The 18,105-nt window shown below is 65.6% G+C and carries 14 protein-coding genes; 4 read left to right on the top strand and 10 right to left on the bottom strand.

The window, feature by feature from the left end; translation table 11 throughout:
- Entirely contained in the window at positions 1–480 is a 480-nt protein-coding gene (locus BJA_RS40415) for a host attachment protein (protein WP_011090683.1), read from the bottom strand.
- A 212-nt stretch (positions 481–692) separates the two neighbouring features.
- Between BJA_RS40415 and BJA_RS40420 the strand changes: the two genes are divergently transcribed.
- Positions 693–1,220: an Hsp20/alpha crystallin family protein gene (locus BJA_RS40420; RefSeq protein WP_011090684.1), complete on the top strand. Its 528-nt coding sequence runs from the start codon at positions 693–695 to the stop codon at positions 1,218–1,220.
- Positions 1,221–1,280: 60 nt separating this feature from the next.
- Here the strand turns inward: BJA_RS40420 and BJA_RS40425 are convergent, their stop codons facing one another.
- From BJA_RS40425 to BJA_RS40460, 8 genes are all read right to left on the bottom strand, one after another.
- Complete coding sequence (locus BJA_RS40425) at positions 1,281–2,942, bottom strand: tannase/feruloyl esterase family alpha/beta hydrolase (protein ID WP_038966103.1); 1,662 nt, start codon at positions 2,940–2,942, stop codon at positions 1,281–1,283.
- 98 nt (positions 2,943–3,040) lie between these two features.
- On the bottom strand, positions 3,041–4,495 hold the full coding sequence (locus tag BJA_RS40430; protein ID WP_011090686.1) for a GntP family permease: 1,455 nt from the start codon (positions 4,493–4,495) through the stop codon (positions 3,041–3,043).
- Between the two features lie 3 nt (positions 4,496–4,498).
- Positions 4,499–5,518: a patatin-like phospholipase family protein gene (locus tag BJA_RS40435; RefSeq protein ID WP_038966094.1), complete on the bottom strand. Its 1,020-nt coding sequence runs from the start codon at positions 5,516–5,518 to the stop codon at positions 4,499–4,501.
- A gap of 111 nt (positions 5,519–5,629) precedes the next feature.
- Positions 5,630–6,874: a phosphoglycerate dehydrogenase gene (gene serA, locus BJA_RS40440; RefSeq protein ID WP_028175507.1), complete on the bottom strand. Its 1,245-nt coding sequence runs from the start codon at positions 6,872–6,874 to the stop codon at positions 5,630–5,632.
- Between the two features lie 297 nt (positions 6,875–7,171).
- A complete protein-coding gene (locus BJA_RS40445) occupies positions 7,172–8,404 on the bottom strand; it encodes a rhodanese-like domain-containing protein (protein WP_038966102.1) in 1,233 nt (410 codons plus the stop codon).
- Positions 8,405–8,479: 75 nt separating this feature from the next.
- The gene (locus tag BJA_RS40450; RefSeq protein ID WP_011090690.1) at positions 8,480–9,676 is read right to left on the bottom strand and encodes a PepSY-associated TM helix domain-containing protein; all 1,197 of its coding nucleotides are present in this window, start codon (positions 9,674–9,676) and stop codon (positions 8,480–8,482) included.
- A gap of 2 nt (positions 9,677–9,678) precedes the next feature.
- A complete protein-coding gene (locus BJA_RS40455; protein ID WP_011090691.1) occupies positions 9,679–12,000 on the bottom strand; it encodes a TonB-dependent siderophore receptor in 2,322 nt (773 codons plus the stop codon).
- A gap of 213 nt (positions 12,001–12,213) precedes the next feature.
- Positions 12,214–13,098 carry a dihydrodipicolinate synthase family protein gene (locus BJA_RS40460; protein ID WP_038966101.1) on the bottom strand — a complete coding sequence of 295 codons (885 nt, stop codon included), beginning with the start codon at positions 13,096–13,098 and terminating at the stop codon, positions 12,214–12,216.
- 178 nt (positions 13,099–13,276) lie between these two features.
- Between BJA_RS40460 and BJA_RS40465 the strand changes: the two genes are divergently transcribed.
- Positions 13,277–14,689 carry an FAD-binding oxidoreductase gene (locus BJA_RS40465; protein ID WP_011090693.1) on the top strand — a complete coding sequence of 471 codons (1,413 nt, stop codon included), beginning with the start codon at positions 13,277–13,279 and terminating at the stop codon, positions 14,687–14,689.
- A gap of 26 nt (positions 14,690–14,715) precedes the next feature.
- On the top strand, positions 14,716–15,396 hold the full coding sequence (locus tag BJA_RS40470; RefSeq protein ID WP_038966100.1) for a GntR family transcriptional regulator: 681 nt from the start codon (positions 14,716–14,718) through the stop codon (positions 15,394–15,396).
- Between the two features lie 6 nt (positions 15,397–15,402).
- Here BJA_RS40470 and BJA_RS42525 read toward each other — a convergent pair whose 3' ends face one another.
- Positions 15,403–15,567, bottom strand: a complete 165-nt coding sequence (locus BJA_RS42525; protein ID WP_165448180.1) for a hypothetical protein — start codon at positions 15,565–15,567, stop codon at positions 15,403–15,405.
- A gap of 401 nt (positions 15,568–15,968) precedes the next feature.
- Between BJA_RS42525 and BJA_RS40475 the strand changes: the two genes are divergently transcribed.
- A complete protein-coding gene (locus BJA_RS40475) occupies positions 15,969–17,990 on the top strand; it encodes a YgiQ family radical SAM protein (RefSeq protein ID WP_011090696.1) in 2,022 nt (673 codons plus the stop codon).
- Positions 17,991–18,105 lie beyond the last annotated feature (115 nt).

The following is an 18,105-nucleotide window of genomic DNA, read 5'->3' on the forward strand; positions in this document are numbered from 1 at the left end:
TCAGTGCTCTGCCGTCAGATGCTGCGCGATCTCGTCGATCGGATGCCTGGTGAGATCCTTGTGGACCTCGGCGATGATGCGCGCCTTGACGTCGGCATGAAGGGCTTCGCGCAGATCGGCCAGCGTTCGCGGGGGGGCCACGACAACAAGCGCCTTCACGTCGCGCTCGCGAACGAGCTGTTGCATTGCGCCTGCCACGCGCCGCGCGAAGCGATGCTGCTCGAGATGGTGCCAGTCGGCGGCCTCGACCGCGGTTCTCTGTCCCATTGGGCTATTCAAGCGGCCCGGACGATCGGTGCCCTGCTCACGCGTGGGCGGATTCTCATCCTCGTGCACTTGCTCCATCTTCAGGCTTGGATGCAACGAATTGCCGTCGTTGCGCAGGAACAGGGCCTTGCGGCCGTCGCCAACAAACACGAGCGCGTTGTGAGGGATGTTCAGCAGCCTCATATCGATGCTCCGGCGTTGCCAGCCGAACATTCAAACTCTCGTTTGCCGACGAGGTTAACTCAAATCAATGCGAGTCAGTCGCCGAAAAACGGTCCGCAATACTTACCGATGTCTGCATGCCCGAGCTCGCATCCTGGCCCCTGCGGCCGCGCTTCCGAATTTGAGACAAATCAAGGACAGGCTGTAAGCACCGATGGACGTTTGGCGCATTGAACGAGCTCTATCTCTGAAGGAGAGAGATCATGGCAAACGAAACCAAGCTCCCCGTCACCAAGAAAACCAACGAACCCGCATTTGGCGGCGAAACGTGGCGACCGTTCGAGGCGCTCCGCAAGGAAGTCGATCGGCTGTTCGAGGATTTCGGCACTGACGATTTCTGGCGCCGCCCGTTCCGTTCGCTCGCCGGCTTCGAGCGCAATTTGGCACAGAAGCTCGTGAGCACACCGGCCGTCGATGTCACCGAAAGCGACAAGGCCTATGAGATCACGGCCGAATTGCCCGGAATGGACGAGAAGGACATCGAGGTGAACGTCGCCAATGACGGGCTCACCATCAAGGGCGAGAAGAAATTCGAGAGGGAGGAGAAGCAGAAGGACTATTACGTCTCCGAGCGACGCTATGGTTCCTTTGAACGCCACTTCGGCCTCCCCAAGGATGTCGAAGCCGACAAGATCGAAGCGTCGTTCAGAAACGGCGTGCTTAAAGTGACGCTGCCGAAGACGGCGGAAGCGCAGAAGCCCGCCAAGAAGATCGAGGTCAAGGCGGCCTGACCCCCAGGCATCGGCGCGAGGCCGCCAAGGCGCAGCGGCCTCGCGGGATTTGCGCTGATCTCACTGCGCGCAGAAATAGCTCGACGCCTCCGTCACCGCACCCGCCTTGTAATGCGGCCAGGCCGGCCAGCGGCACAGCGGCAGCGCCCGCGTCACCGCGAACAACGGCCCTTCGACCTTTTGCTCGGTGACCTCCAGGTCGCCGGGCGCCTTGCCGTTCTCGACCCAGTCGACCAGCACGCTCAGCATGTCGACATTGGCCGGCGCGCCGGAACCGACATGGTCGACGCCAGGCGCGGTGTAGAGCCTTGCGAACAACTCCGTCGTCGCCGAGCCCATCAGGCGCTCGACGCTTTCGAAATAGCGGATGCCGGCATAGGGATTCTGCGCATAATCGGCCATGTGCTCGAGCATGATCAGCCGGCCGCCGTGGGCGCGGAAGCGGCTGAGATCGGGGTCGGTCGAGTCCATCAGGCTGGAGACCTCAAGCAACCGCGCCTTGTGCGCCTCCGGCTTGTAGGTCGTGACGTCGAGATTGGGATCTCGCGCGAACACATACCGGATGCCGCCGGCGCCGTAGATCCAGGCGATGCCGTTGTTGGGCGCGGGCGGCTGCGCCGGTGGCGCGGTGCCGAGCCACCACGCGACCCAGCCGCCGGTCGGACCGGCCGCCGGCGTGTCCTCACCCGACACGCCCCAGCCCGGATAGTCGTCGAGGCCGTTGGCGAGCGCGAACGGGAATTTGTAGGTCGCATGCAGCGTGTTGACCGCCTTGATCTGCGCATCGGTGAGACACTGATCGCCGCTCTTGCCGGCCTCACAGCGCAGCGTCTCGACCTTGAACGCCGCCTTACAGGATACGGGATCCTGCACCAGCGCATCGACGGAACCGTCGGCCTTGTCGCACGCCGCGCGCACGGCATCGCCGACGAGCTTGACTTGCGCCGGGTTGATCCAGCCGTCGCCCATGGTCACGAGGCCCGAACGCGTGCCGGCATGCTGGAGGCCGACCCAGTTGATGACAGGCACGCGGGCAAAGATCCCGTCGAAATCATCGGGGTAGCGCTGCGCCATGGTGAGGCCTTCGCGACCGCCCTCGGACGAGCCCATGAAGTACATCTTCTCGGGCGTCCTGCCGTAGGCGCGCTGCATCAGCGCGACGGCAACGTCGCGAACCTTTTTGTAGGCACGATGGGCGAAGTTCTCGAAGGCTTCGTCGTTGAGCGCGAACACCTGCGGCGGCTCGCCCGGCCTGGACTCATGGCCGGAATCGGTACCGTAGGTGACGAAGCCGCGCGCGAGCGGCGAGGGCTTGTCGAACGGATAGGCGGGCGGCAGCGAAAGGCCGGTGATCAGCACGCCGTTGAAGCCGCCGCCGCCATATTGCACTGAGCGGCCGTTCCATTCGACCGGCAGGTTGACCTGAAACTTGATCGGCGGCGCCTTGGGATCGACGGGATCGATATGGCCGAGCACCTTGCAGAAGCCGGGATTGGCCGGCGTGATGCGCCCCGATGGTGTCGGGCCGCGCTCCGCAACAGCGAGTTGCGACGGCGCCTGCAACGTCGCAGAATCGATCTTCCCGGCATCGACGCCGCCGACGAGCCCCTTGCAGACCGTGTCGGCATCCTCCACCAGCGTCACCGCCGACGCGCCGCTCGCGCCCATCGCCGCCGCCGCGCCCACGAGCCATGCGCACAGCTTCGCTCTCTTTCGCGTCATCGTTTCCACCCGGTGTTCGCTGTTTGTTGGATTTGGCCAGTTGGCCGCATTGAATGCAACCTTCAACGTTCCGTCAATCGCTCACGTTCGCATTTTGATCAGAACGATCCGAACGCGCTGCCCAGCGCGATCACGGCGACCAGCGCCAGCAGCGACGTCACGATGCCGACCATGACGATGTCGAAATAGCTGTCACGGTGCGTCAGGCCGCAGATCGCGAGCAGGCTGACCACCGCGCCATTGTGTGGCAGGATGTCCAGCGTCCCCGAGCCGATCACCGCGACTCGATGCATCAGCGAGAGCTCGATCCCGGTGCGTGCGGCGAGTTCGACATAGGTCGGGCCGAGCGCTTCGAGCGCGATGGTCAGCCCGCCCGATGCCGAACCGGTCAGCGCGGCCAGGATGTTGGTCGCGACGGCGAGCGAGACCAGCGGACCACCTTCGATCGCGAGCACCCAGTCGCGCACGATCGTGAACGCCGGCAGCGAGGCGACGACGGCACCGAATCCGACGAGGCTGGCGACACTGAACGCAGGCAGCACCGACGCATTGGCCCCGGCGTCCATGGTCCGGCGAAGCGCCGGCAGGCGGGCACGGTTGAGTGCGATGGTGGTGACGATGGCCGCCGCCAGCGCCACCGCGACCGACCACACGCCCGCGACGGCCGCGAGCGACGTTTCGCCAAAACGCTGCTCGGCGAGATAGCTGACATCGAGCCGCGGCAGCACCACCAGCGACATCACCAGATTCACGGTGACGACGACGACCAGCGGCGCGATGGCGTTCAGCACAGGCGAAGGCCGGTCGCTGCGATGACCGTGTTGTAGTTCAGCCGGATCGAACTCGCGCGCGGTCGTTGCGCGCTCGCGCACGAGTTCGTCGGCGGCGGCCTGCTCGATCAAGCCGTCGGCATCGTCGCCATAGCCTTCTCCGGCGCGGCGGGCTGCTGCCTCGGCGCGATGCAGCCACCACAACCCCGCGCCGAGCATGATGAGGGAGGCGGTGATGCCGAGGCCCGGTGCGGCGAACGGCGTCGTCCCGAAGAACGGCATCGGGATCGCATTCTGGATCGACGGCGTGCCTGGCAGGGCCGACATCGTGAAGGTCGACGTTCCCAGCACGATCGCGGCCGGGATCAGGCGGCGCGGGATCGAAGCCGCGCGAAACAGCGAACGGGCCATGGGAACGATGACGAAGAACGCGACGAACAGGCTGACGCCGCCATAGGTGACCAGCGCGCCGGCGAGAACGACCGCCAGGATCACGCGCCGCTCGCCAAGGCGCTCCGCCATGAAGCCGGCGACCGACGTCACCGCGCCGCTGTCATCCATCAACTTGCCGAAGACGGCACCAAGCAGAAAGATCGGGAAGAACTGCGCCAGAAATCCCGCAGCATTCACCATGAAGACTTGCGTCAGGTTCGCAAGCAACGGTTCGCCGCCGAACAGGGCAGCAACGAGTGCCGCGAACGGCGCGAGCAGAAGCACGCTCCAGCCGCGAAAGGCAAACAGGACAAGCAGGCCGAGCCCGACGAGGAGGCCGAGGAGACCCATGTCTCAGCACTCCGTCAGGAGGACGTCGAGATCGGCGGTCGATTGCCGGCCGATGTCGGCCCCATGCTCGGCGAGAAACGCGTCCGCGGCCATGCGCCCTTCGGCGCGCAGCATCGAGACGAATTCCCATTCCGCGTTGAGTTTCGACGACGCGCCGAACTTCGTCAGCATGTCGCTCTTGATCCGGTGCGTCCGCATCTTCGCCCAGCGCGCGCCTTCGCCGCTGCCGGGGTCGGCCGCCTGGCGCAGCAGCGCGATCATCCGCAGTTCCTTCATCAGCGGCGAGTTGAACGAGATTTCGTTCAGCCTGTTGAGGATTTCCGCCGCTGTCCGCGGTTCCTCCGGCCGCTCGGTCGGATTGATCTGGACGAGGATGGTGTCGTGCGCGTCGCTCTCGCGAACCAGCGGCGTGATTGTCGGATTGCCGGCGAAGCCGCCGTCCCAATACGGCTCGCCGTCGATCTCGATGGCACGGAACATGGTCGGCAGGCAGGCCGATGCCAGCAGCACATCCGCCGTGATCTCCGCGTTGCGGAAGATGCGGCCGCGTCCGGTGCGCACCCGCGTCGCGGTGATGAACAGCTGGATCGGCGAACGCACGAGGCGTTCGAAATCGATGCTCTCGGCCAGCACCGCGCGCAGCGGATTGTAGCCGGTTGGATTGAGGTCGTAGGGCGACAGCACGCGCGACATCAGATCGGTGAGGATGTAGAAGGGCGACGTATCGAGGGTCCAGCGTCCCATCAGCCGGTCGAGCGGCGAGCGTTGCAGCGGACTGAAGGCAGCGGCCCTGGAGACGCGGCGCCAGTATTGTTCGAGCGCCTCGCGCGCGCCCTCGGCGCCGCCGGCCGTCCAGCCATCCGCCAGCACCGCCGCATTCATCGCGCCTGCGGAGGTTCCGGAGATCGCGGCGATCGTGAGCCATCTCTCTTCCAGCAGGCGGTCGAGCACGCCCCAAGCGAAGGCGCCGTGCGAACCGCCGCCCTGAAGCGCGAGATCAATCAGTACGGCGTCCCGTTCCATGGCGGACACTCACGCAACTGAAGCTCAAATTCGACGCGATTCTTGACCACGTCGAATTCGAGCGCAGTGTGAGAGCAGTTGCCAAAAGATGCAACCGGAACGTGGGGCCGTTTAGTGCTCGAATACCAGCCTTGCGCCGACCGTGCCGTCGAGAGCGCGGATCTGCTGGAGCAATTCGCCCGAATCCTGGCCGCCGAGATCGGCATCGAGCACGACGTAGCCGAGGTCGCCGGCGGTCTCCAGATATTGCGCCGCGATGTTGATGTCGCGCTGGAGGAAGACCTCGTTGAGCCGCCGCAGCATGCCCGGCACGTTGCGATGGACATGGCTGAAGCGCGCGCCGGAGGGACGCAGATGCAACTGCACCTCCGGGAAGTTCACCGCACCCATGGTCGAGCCGGTGATGAAATAGTCGACCAGCTTGCGCGCGACCTCGCCGCCGATGCGCTCCTGCGCCTCCTCGGTCGAGCCGCCGATATGCGGGGTAAGGATGACGTTGCCGAGGCCCTGCACCGGGCTCTTGAAACGATCGGAATTCGACGACGGCTCGACCGGAAACACGTCGATGGCGGCACCGGCGATGTGACCGTCGCGCAAGGCGCGCGCCAGCGCATCGAGATCGACCACGGTGCCGCGGCTGTTGTTGATCAGGAAGGAGCCCGGCTTCATCGCCCGCAGCTCCTTCTCGCCGATCATGCCTGATGTCTCCGGCGTCTCCGGCACGTGCAGGCTGACGACGTCGCTCTGCGCCAGCAGCTCCTCGAGCTTCTCGACCGGCTCGGTGTTGCCGTGGCGGAGCTTGTCGGTGCGGTCGTAATAGATCACCCGCATGCCCATGGCCTCGGCCAGGGTCGAGAGCTGCGAGCCGATATTGCCGTAGCCGATGATGCCGAGGGTGCGGCCGCGGACCTCGCGGCTGCCGGTCGCGGACTTGTCCCAGCCGCCGTCATGGGCCGAGACCGAGCGCGGGAAAATCTGCCGCAGCAGCATCACGATCTCGCCGATCACGAGTTCGGCGACGCTGCGCGTGTTGGAGAACGGGGCGTTGAAGACGGGAATACCGCGCTTGCGCGCCGCCAGCAGATCGACCTGGTTGGTGCCGACGCTGAAGCAGCCGACCGCAAGGAGCTGATCGGCGGCCGCCAGCACGTCGTCGGTAATCTGGGTGCGCGAGCGGATGCCGAGCAACGACACGCCCTTGAGCGCCTGGCGCAGCGCCTCGCCGTCCAGCGCCTTGGTCAGCCGCTCGACATTGGCAAAGCCCGCGCTCCGGAACAGGTCCACGGCACTGTCATTGACGCCTTCGAGCAGCAGCGCCTTCGCGCTCCGCTCAGGGCTTTGGCCTGGGGCTGGCATAGAATCTCCTAAAATCGCGGCTTTGCCGCAGCTCATAAACCGCGGACGGTGCACAGCACAATAGGGGTTGGATACGGGGAGAAGATGGCGGGAGCGCGAGAGGCAATTTCGCTACCAGCCCCATCATCCTGAGGTGCGAGGCCTGTGGTGCGGATGCACCGCAGGGCGAGCCTCGAAGGATGAACGGCCCGGATGCAGCCCGGCCGTCGCCCTTCAAGGGCCGCTAAGAAGCGGCCACCTCAGGGTGACGGTGAGAGAGGATCACTCGCGTCGAGAAGCACTTGCGGCCGCTGCGCCTCAAATCACATAAAACCCGTGCGTTCCATCGCGGCGGAGTTGTTCGACGAGGCCATACTCCCAGTCGAGATAGGCCTGCATCGCACCTTCCGCGACATCGGTCCCCTCATAGGGACGGCGATAGCGGTGCGCCGGATCCGGCTTCGGCAGCACGAGCGGCGGACCGACCTCCAGCGCGCCGTCATAGCCGCCTTCGAGCACGTACACCTCCCAGCCCATCTGCGCGAGCCAGGATGCCGTCATGTCAGCGCGGACGCCCTTGTCGTCGGTCAGGAGGATGCGTGCGCCACGCACCGGTGCGGCCATGTCGGTCTCCTGGACAAGCTGGCCGCCGGGATAATGGCGGAAGCCCGGAAGGTGGCCGGCCGCGTATTCCTCCGCATCGCGCACGTCGAAGCGGTAGAGCGTGCGATCGGTCTGCGCCGCGAGCGTCGCCGCCTCGCCTGCGCCGATGTGGCGGACGCCGGCGCGATAGGCGACGTCGCGGGCATTGGCCGGGCCGCCCTCGAACGGCCCGATCGCGCCGCGCCGGTCGGCGCCGTGGTTGAGCGCATGCCGCGCCAGCGTCCAGCCGATGGTGCCGTTGCGCAACGCCCGCACCTTGTTGGGCACGCCCGCATTGATCAGCGACTGGGTGCCGATGATCGAACGGGTGCGGCCGGCACAATTGACGATGATGGTGGTGTCGGGATCGGGCGCGGCCTGGCCTGCCCGCAGCACAAGTTCCGCGCCGGGCACGCTGACCGAGCCCGGAATGTTCATGGTCGCATATTCGTCGAAGCGGCGGACGTCGAGGATCGCGATGTTGGCCTTGTCCGCGATCAGTTTTGCCACTTCGTCGGCACTGAACGACGGCGTATGACGTCGCGCCTCGACCAGCTCGCCGAACGCTTTCGAATAGGAATTGACGTCCTCGAACACCTGATAGCCCGCATCGCGCCAGGCCCTCAGCCCGCCATCGAGCGCACGGACATTGCTGTAGCCGAGCGCCGCAAGGCGCTCTGCGCCCGCCGCGACCAAACCCTCACCGTCATCATAGAGCACAACCGCAACGTCCTTGCGCGGCAGTCTCACCTCGGCCTCAATCGCGATCCGGTCCGCGGCCATGTTGGCCGCGAACAGCGGATGGCCGGTGGCGAAGGCGGCCTCGTATCTGAGATCGAGCAGCGCGATCTCCTCGCGCAGCAGCAGCGCGCGGCGGATGTCGGCGGGGGTGACGGTCGAAAGCTTCATGGCGTGAACCTTGAGAGGACAGGCCATGGGCTTTTGAACGATCGCAGGCGAGTTGGCTAGTCTTTCCGGCGCAGCTCACTCGCCGGGAACGAGGAGCCCGAGCGGCGGCTGCGCAGGACGCCGCAACCTGCGGCGCGACAGGTAGAGCAGGAGACCGGTGATCGCGAATAGCGGCATCAAGGCCGCGGCAATCATGAACGCGAGCTTGCCCGGCCACCCCAGGATCGCACCACGATGGATGTCGTACACGGCCGCGATGATCTTCTCGCCGAAGGTCTTGTCGGCGTAGCGATCCGCGGCGACCAATTGACCGGTAGCGGCATCAACGCGGAATTCGTCGCGCGTGGCCTCGAGCGTCGAATCCTTGCCCCACGACCGAATCCGTATCGCCGTGCCGGGGCCGGCGGGCAGCGTCAGCAGGGCCCTGGAGAAGCGGTCGCCCTCCTCGCGCTGGAACGTAGTCCATGCCTGATCGAATCCGATCGGCCGGGCCGGCTCGGAAACGGCCGCCACGCGCGGCGCCTTTGCAGGCATCTTGGGCTGCATCTTCGCGGCTGCCACATGCGGGCGCGACAGCAGCCAGGCGACGCCGTCCTTGTACCAATCGAACGAGTACCAGAGCCCGGTGAGCGTCATCACCAGATAGATCAGAAGAACCCAGGTGCCGATCACCGCATGCAGCGTTCGGTGCAGACCGCGTCCGCTGAGTCCGAGATTGGGCTTCAGCCACATCTTCACGCTGCCGGCACGGCGCGGCCAGCGCAGCACGAGACCCGAAACCAGCATGACGATCAGGCCGAGCGCGGCGACGCCGGTGACCTGGCGCCCCCAGCCCTTGGCATCGCCGGGGATGAGCAGCCAGCGATGCAGCCTGCGCACCGTCGCGAAAAATTCCTCGCCCCGCGGCGAGCCCAGCACGCGCGCGTCATAGGGATCGAGATAGAGCGAAGCCGGCCGCCCGCCCTGCTCATCGCGGCCGAAGCGGACATGCACCGCCGCGGCCGGATCGCTCGACAGAGTGACGGCCGAGACCTTGCCGAAATCCTGGGCCGCCTTCAGCCGCGCGACCAGTTCGTCCGGCATCAGCGCCGGCGTGGACCGCGGCAAGACCTGCATGATGCCGGCGTTCAGGTGGTCGACGATCTCGTCCTCAAAACTGATGATCGCGCCGGTCAGCGCGATCAGGGACAGCAGCAGCGCGAGCGCGAGGCCCGCAATGGAGTGGACCTGGCGCAGGACGGCCTTGATGTTGTGCCCCAACCGCGCTGCCATCGCTAGAACTTCACCGTCGCCGACAGAGAGACACGGCGAGCATCGCCAATGACGACGTTCAGATTGTTGACGGCAGAAGGATAGTAGACGGTGTCGAACAGGTTCTTGACGTTGAACTGATAGACGACCGGGAACTGCTCGTACTTGGTCTCGTAAGTCGCGAAAATGTCCGCGACGACATAGGACGGCAGGAAGAAGGTGTTGGTCGAATCGCCGGGACGGTCGCCGACATAGCGCGCGCCGCCACCGAGCCGGAGCTGACCCGGCAAGGCTGTGCCAAAATCATAGACCAGATAGAGCGAGGCCGTGTTCAGCGCGACGTTCTGCAGCTTCTTGCCGTAGAGCGTCGGATCTTCGGACGCCGTCACCCGCGCATCGGTGTAGCCATAGCTGCCGATCAAGGCCCAGCTGTCGGTGAGCCTGCCGGTGACGTCCAACTCGATGCCGCGCGAGTGGGCACGGCCGACGGTGTGGAGCTCCACCACGCCCGCGCTGTTCGTCTTCGTCGTCTGCACGTTCTTCTTGTCGAGATCGTAGAGCGCAAGCGTACCGGAGATGCGCTTGTTCAGATCGAACTTCACGCCAGTCTCGTATGACACGCCTTCTTCTGGCGCGACGTTGGAGTCGATCGTGACGCCGATCGGGGCAATGGTCGAGTTCGGCTTCAATGACTCGGTATAGCTCGCATAAAGCGAGACCTGGTCGGTCAGCTTGAAAATGGCGCCGCCGAGCGGAAGCACCTTGTCCTGGGACACGTTGGTGTTGGTGACGAACGGCTTTCCGCGGCCGGCGATCTGGTCGTAGTCCATGTAGCGCACGCCGCCGACCAGCGCGAACCGTTCGGTCAGATGCAGCGTGTCCTGGAAGAATAACGACCATTGGCCGAGCTGGTCAGTCTGGGCGCTGTCGCTGTTCGAGGCCGTCGTCCCCGGCCCGATCAGCCCGTAGACGGGATTGTAGACATTGAAGGCGGGAGTTGCCTGCCGGATCAGAACGTCGCGGTAGATAGTGCGATACTGGCCGTCGCCGCCGAACACCACGTCATTGCGCATGTTGCCGAGCCAGAAGCCACCGGAGATGTAGGACGTTCCGTAGCTGACATTGCTGAGCGAGCTCCCTGTGCCGTCATTGCTGCGCGTCTCGGCACCCGTCGTGAAGTTGATGCCGGTGATGCGGAGCTGGTTGGCGCTGAAGGTTTCGGTGTTGTAGCTATAGCCTGCGTAGAGCTTCCAATCCTGGTTGAAGCGGTGCTCGACCGACGCCTGCATCAGGTCGGAGGTGCCCCATGTGTTGTTGAAGGGCTCATCGAGCCGGCGGTCGGCTGGAACTGCCAGCGGCGCTTTCGTCACCGGATTGAATGCGGTGCCGCGATCGAACGGATAGATGAACTCGCGATGCTCGTAGTTGAGCTGGACCGTGGTGTCCTGGCCGTACCAGGCCAGCGACGGCGCGACCAGCATCTCGCGGTGACGGCCGAAATTGCGCCAGTAATCCTCGCTGATGCCGTAGCCAATGAAGCGATAGGCAAGGCCCTGGTCGCCGATCGGACCGGTGACGTCGAGCAGGCCGTCGGCGCCGGTCTTGGAGGCACTGAAGGCCGAGCCGAGCAGCGTCACCGAGCCGTGCTGGTAGAGCTCGGGGCGCTTGCTGATGGTGTTGACGATGCCGCCGGGGTCCATGATGCCGTAGAGCAGCGAGGCGGGCCCTTTCAGCACCTCGACGCTTTCGACCGCGGAGTTGAAACTGCGGCCCTGCACCAGCGGCATGCCATTGCGCATGATCGAGCCGTCGCGGTTGTCTCCGAAGCCGCGGCGGATCACCGCGTCCTGGCTGCCGGCGAGCGTGTTAGTCTGGGTGATGCCGCTGATATTGATCAGCGCGTCGTCGATGTTGCGCGGGAGCTGGTCCTTCAACACCTGCTCGGGAACGATGTTGACGGCCTGCGAGGTATCGAGCGGCGAGGCGCCGCTGCGCAGCGTGGTCGCACTCGGCATCGCACGGTAGCCGAGCTTGGCGGCTTGCTGCGCGGCGGCCTCCGCGGCCGCGCGCTCGGATATTGTCGGCGCTGCCGGCGCGGCATTGCGATTGCGTTGGCGCGCGGCGGTCTGGGTGCGGCGTGAAGTCTCCTCCGATGCACGCGCCGGCTTCGGCCGCTGTGCCGGCGCCTCCACCGTCACCGGCGGCAGGGCCGATTGCGCCTGCGCGCTCGTCGTGTTGGAGGGATATTCGGCGAGCAGCACGGCTGCTCCGATGAGAAGACCTGCACGGCTCCCGCCGGCACGAATTCGATGACCGCTGACGCGGCCACCCAGATGAGCACGCACTTTCGATTCACTTCCAAGTCAGACACAGCATTGAAGCTGGCGCGTCTAACGGCCGTTGCGAATGAAGAGAACCGTAGGCGGGCTTGAATCCCTCTAGTGTTGAATGGTTCTAAGCGCGGATGGACGCGGAACAGCAATCAAGGATTGCTCTCGCGCCGATCGCGACACGCTGCGCGCGAAATCCGCGGCGGCTTGTCGCAACGTTGCGGGATTTCACACGACGGCAGGAGCCATCAGTTCGTCGAGCTTCCGCTTGGACGCAGTGCCGTCCGACAAGGCCCGGAGCGGCGGGCGCACGCGCAGCCACGCTGCATCGCCCGTCTGCGCCGCAAGGATCGCCTTCAGCGTTGCGAGGAAGGATGGCGTCTTCACCACGACGTCGATCGCGGCCTGCATGCGTGCTTCGACATCTTTGCCGTCGATCATCGCCTTGACCAGCTCCGGCGCAACGTTCGCCATGCCGCAGATGGTGCCGGCGCCGCCGGCGGCGATGGCGCGGGCGATGTCGGCTTCGTTGCCGACGGTGATGGCGAGCTCGGGCGCGGCGGTGCGGAACGCCTGAAACTGCTTGAAGTCGCCGCTGGAGTCTTTCAAGCCTGCAACCAGCTTGCCGTAACGCTTGCGCAAGCTTGCGGCGACCGTGGTCGGAATCGCAACGCCGGAGATCTGCGGGATGTGATAGAGCGAGGCACGCAGGCGATCGTCGGCAACGCCGTCGACGATCGCAGCGAAGGCATCCTCGATACCCTCGGGCGTGACGCTGCGGTCGAAGTAAGGCGGCAACAGCAGCACGTGGCGCAGGCCGAGGCCGAGCACGGCACGCGTCAGCGCGATACTGTCGCTGATGGCGGGGAAGCCGCCGCCGATTCCGATGCGCGCCGGCGCGACGCCGGCCTTGAGCATGGCTTCGATGGTCGCCACGCGTTCGGCGACGTTGAATGAGGTACCCTCGCCGGTGGTGCCGAACAGCACGACACCGTCGACGCCTTTGCTGAAGAGCTGCTTGGCGTGGGCGGCGAGCCGGGCGTGATCCACGCCACCGTCGGTCGCCAGCGGCGTCGCCGACGCCACCCAGAACCCGCGAATCGCCTCCGTCATCACACCACCCTTTGCTGCGGTCTCGGACTAAGCCTCTGATCCCTAACGATCTTCCGGGCTCAGCGGAGACTTGTTTTTGCTTTACTTTTCACCTTGTACCTTACATACAAGACAGACGCAAATCCCCGTCGCGCAGCAGGCGCGCGACAGACGCGGCCAGATTTTGAGGAGGTCTTGCATGGACATGGTGACCCCTGTGGAGCGTCCCGACCAATTGCTCGCGGCCTTGCGCGACAAGCTCGGCGCGGCCGCCGTGCTGACCGGCACCGATGTGCCTGCGCGCAATTGCAACGACTGGAGCGCGAGCCTGCCGCAAACGCCGCGGGCGGTGATCCGTCCGCTCGATGCGCAGGGCGTTACCGATGCGATTCTGACCTGCCGCAAGGCGCATCTGCCGTTCGTGCCGCAGGGTGGATTGACCGGGCTGTGCCGCGGTGCCTCGCCTGAAGCGGGCTGGGTCGCGATTTCGCTCGAGCGCATGACCGGCATCGAGGAGATCGATCGCGCGTCGATGACGATGACGGTGAAGGCGGGCACGCCGCTTGAGACGATCCAGAAGGCCGCGGACGAGGCCGGCTTCTTCTTTCCGCTCGACCTCGGCTCGCGCGGCTCGTGCGCGATCGGCGGCAACCTCTCCACCAATGCCGGCGGCAACCGCGTGATCCGCTACGGCATGACGCGCGAGCTGGTGCTCGGCCTGGAGGTGGTGCTGCCTGATGGCACCATCATCACCAATCTCAACAAGCTGATGAAGAACAATGCGGGCTACGACCTGAAGCATCTGTTCATCGGCTCGGAAGGCACGCTCGGCATCATCACCCGCGTGGTGCTGAAACTGTTCCCGAAGCCGCGCTCGACCATGGCGGCGCTCTGCGCGCTGAAGGATTATGCGGCGGTGATCGCACTGCTGGACGCCGCGCGCAGCGGGCTCGGCCCGCTGCTGTCGGCGTTCGAGGTGATGTGGCCGGATTATTGGGACGTGATCACGACGCGCGCCGGCGTGAAGCCGCCGGTCGCCGCAGGCCACGGACTCTACGTGCTGGTGGAAGCGCAAGGCACCGACGAAAGCCTGGATGCGCCGCGCTTCCAGAGCTGGCTCGAGGAATTGATGAAGCGCGGGCTCTTGGCCGATGCCGCCGTCGCGCAATCGCTGGCGCAGACGCAAGCCTTCTGGCGGGTGCGCGACATCTGCGCCGAGTTCGGCCAGGTGCTGGGCCCGCACATCTCCTACGACATCGGCCTTGCGGTGGCGCAGATGGACGAGTTCGTCACGCGCTGCAAGGCCGCGCTCGCCAATGGCATCAAGGGCTGCGAGAGCGTCTATTACGGCCATATCGGCGACGGCAATCTGCACCTGGTGTCCTGGGTCACCGGGCTTTCCGTCGAGCAGCAGCCGAAAGAGGAGATGGACGCGATCATCTACGGTCTCGTGCGCGAGATGGGCGGCAGCGTCTCCGCCGAGCACGGCATCGGCACGCTGAAGAAGAAATGGCTGGGTCATGCCAGGAGCGAAGCCGAGATCGCGCTGATGCGGACGCTGAAGGCCGCGCTCGATCCCGATCATCTGCTCAATCCCGGCAAGGTGATCTGACCGGTTGCACGGTGATGGGAGCGCCGATGAGATCATTGAAGCTCGATACGCCAAAATCGCTGTCGCAGCGGGTGATGCAGCGGCTGCGGCAGGCGATCATCGACGGCGAGTTCGCGCTCGGCGCTGCGATCTCCGAGGAGATGGTGGCGAATTCCTTCGGCGTCAGCCGGACGCCGGTGCGCGAGGCGATGGGCCAGTTGCAGGCGCAGGGACTCGTGGTGATCCGCCCGCAGGTCGGCAGTTTTGTCTTCACCCCGAGCGCGGACGACATCGCCGCGCTCTGCACTTTCAGGATCGCGCTGGAGCCCAAGGCCGCAGAACTCGCCTTCCGCCACGATCGCGACGGTGCGGTGGCGACGATGAGCGAGGCGATCGCGGCGATGGAGCCGGCGGTCTCGGCCCGCGACAACATCGCCTATGGCCGCGCCGATGCCGCGTTCCACGAGGCGCTGTTCACCCATTGCGGCAACCGCTACCTCGTCGAATCCTACCAGCTCGTCTCCGGCCGCGTCGCGGCGCTGCGCACCAATCTGACCTCGCCGATCGACGTGCGCACCCGCACGTCCTTCGACGAGCACCGCAAGCTGCTGGACCTGTTCGCGCGCGGCGAGTTTGCGGCTTTCGAAGCGCTGATGACCACGCACATCACCAATTCGGGCGTGGTCTACGCCAAGGCCCTGAAAGTGGAGGCGCTGAAAGTGGAGTGAGCGGTTCTACCGCCCGTCCTTCGGACCAGGCCTGTCCAGGAAATCCAGCGCGGTGTTGATCTGCTCGAGCTGATGCTCGATCCTGTCGCGGTCCTCGATGGTTTGCGCCGTCTCGAGCTCCTCTACGAGCTTCTGCTTCCGCGCCAGCAAGTTCTCTATGACCGTACTCACAAGTCCCCCATCGCCCCGAAGCGAGCATCAAGGCAAAAATCCGGTTGCGGGCACTGGCGCCGGGATCGTCGCGGCGCGCGCGAGCAGAGCTCGCGCCGGTGCCTTCATCAGAATGTTCGCGGGGGCGGTTGGTTCCTGCAAATGAACCGCAACGCGGGGCCGATGGAACAGTCGGCGCAAGCTGACCGCCGTCAGAAGCTTCCTTGCCCATCATATGAGCGATCCGTCGTCCGGGTTCTCACCGCGGCCGGCATCGGATCTGCGATTGCTCCATCACAGTCCGCTGACGCTGCCCGCGCGACTGGCGTTGCCGAATTGCGCGCCACGCGGGAACCGGAATCGTCGAAGACAGCCCAGCGATCGGTTGTATTCGCGCCTCCGGAGTCCTATGCGTATGCGCCATGGACACCCAGATCATCGCCGCCGAAAAGCCTCTGATGGCCCAGGCCCGCCCGCGCAAGCCGGCGCCGTTTCTCCCGATGAGCCGCGCCGAGATGGACGCGCTCGGCTGGGATGCCTGCGACATCGTGCTGGTGACGGGCGATGCCTATGTCGACCATCCGAGTTTCGGCATGGCGATCATCGGCCGGCTGCTGGAGGCGCAAGGCTTCCGGGTCGGCATCATCGCGCAGCCGGACTGGCATTCGGCCGAGCCGCTTAGGGCGTTAGGCAAGCCGAAGGTGTTCTTCGGCGTGACCGGCGGCAACATGGACTCCATGGTGAACCGCTACACCGCGGACCGCCGCCTGCGCCATGACGACGCCTACACGGCGGGCGGCGAAGGCGGCAAGCGGCCGGACCGCTGCACCATCGTCTACGCGCAGCGCTGCCGCGAGGCGTTCAAGGACGTGCCGGTCGTGCTCGGCGGCATCGAGGCCTCGCTACGCCGGATCGCCCATTACGACTACTGGTCCGACAAGGTGCGCCGCTCGGTGCTGGCCGACGCCAAGGCAGATCTGCTGCTCTACGGCAATGCCGAGCGCGCCGTCGTCGAAGTGGCGAACCGTCTTGCCGCGGGCGAAGCGCCGCGCGAGCTCGACGACATCAGGGGCGTCGCACTGTTCCGCCGCGTGCCCGAAGACTATTCCGAGCTGCACGCCGACGATCTCGACTCCGCCGACGAAGGCGCAACCCGCCAGAAGGGCGCGACCGTCATTCGCCTGCCGGCGCTGGAGCAGGTCGAGCAGGACAAGGAAGCCTATGCGCGTGCGTCACGCGTGCTGCACCGGGAGAGCAATCCCGGCAATGCGCGGCCGCTGGTGCAGCGTCATGGCGACCGCGATCTCTGGCTCAATCCGCCGCCGATCCCGCTGACCAGCGACGAGATGGACGCGGTCTACGATCTTCCTTACGCGCGCGCGCCGCATCCGTCCTACGGCGATGCCAAGATCCCGGCGTGGGACATGATCAAGTTCTCCGTGACGATCATGCGCGGCTGTTTCGGCGGCTGCACCTTCTGTTCGATCACCGAGCATGAGGGCCGCATCATCCAGAACCGCTCGGAAGGCTCGATCCTGCGCGAGATCGAGAAGATCCGCGACAAGACGCCGGGCTTCACCGGCGTGATCTCCGATATCGGCGGCCCCACCGCCAACATGTACCGGATGGCGTGCAAGGACCCGAAGGTCGAGGGGGCGTGCCGGCGGCCGTCCTGCGTCTTCCCGGAGATCTGCCCGAACCTCAACACTTCGCATGACGATTTGATCCGGCTCTATCGCAAAGTGCGCGAGACCAAGGGCATCAAGAAGGTGATGGTCGCCTCCGGCGTGCGCTACGACCTCGCGGTGGAGAGCCCGGAATACATCAAGGAGCTCGTCACCCATCACGTCGGCGGCTACCTGAAGATCGCGCCGGAGCATACCGAGCGCGGCCCGCTCGACAAGATGATGAAGCCGGGCATCGGCGCCTACAACCAGTTCAAGCGGATGTTCGATGCCGCGGCCGAGCAGGCCGGCAAGAAATATTACCTGATCCCGTATTTCATCGCGGCGCATCCGGGCACGACCGACGAGGACATGATGAACCTCGCGCTCTGGCTCAAGAAGAACCGCTATCGCGCCGACCAGGTGCAGACCTTCCTGCCCTCACCGATGGCGACCGCGACCGCGATGTATCACACCGGCGTCAATCCGCTGCGCGGCGTGCGTCACGGCGGCAGCGACAAGGTCGAGGCCATCAAGGGCCTGCGCCAGCGCCGCCTGCACAAGGCGTTCCTGCGCTATCACGACCCCGACAACTGGCCGGTGCTGCGCGAGGCGCTGAAGGCGATGGGCCGCGCCGACCTGATCGGCTCACGTCCCGACCAGCTCGTGCCCGCGCACCAGCCGCCCGGCACCGGCAAGGCCGCCGGCACAAGGCGGCCCGTGCGCCCCGGCGGCAAGACGCAGCGGTTCACGACCAAGGGCCTGCGGGTGATGAAGTAGGCAAGAGCCGGATGAGATCCGGTTCGGCCTGCGGCTGTCGTGCCCTCCAAAACAAAAAGTCGAAAACAACCCCATGCACAGTAGCCTGCATGAGCGGGATCAATGGCTTACGCGC

The sequence above is a fragment of the Bradyrhizobium diazoefficiens USDA 110 genome, from assembly GCF_000011365.1.
Taxonomy (GTDB): Bacteria; Pseudomonadota; Alphaproteobacteria; order Rhizobiales; family Xanthobacteraceae; genus Bradyrhizobium; species Bradyrhizobium diazoefficiens.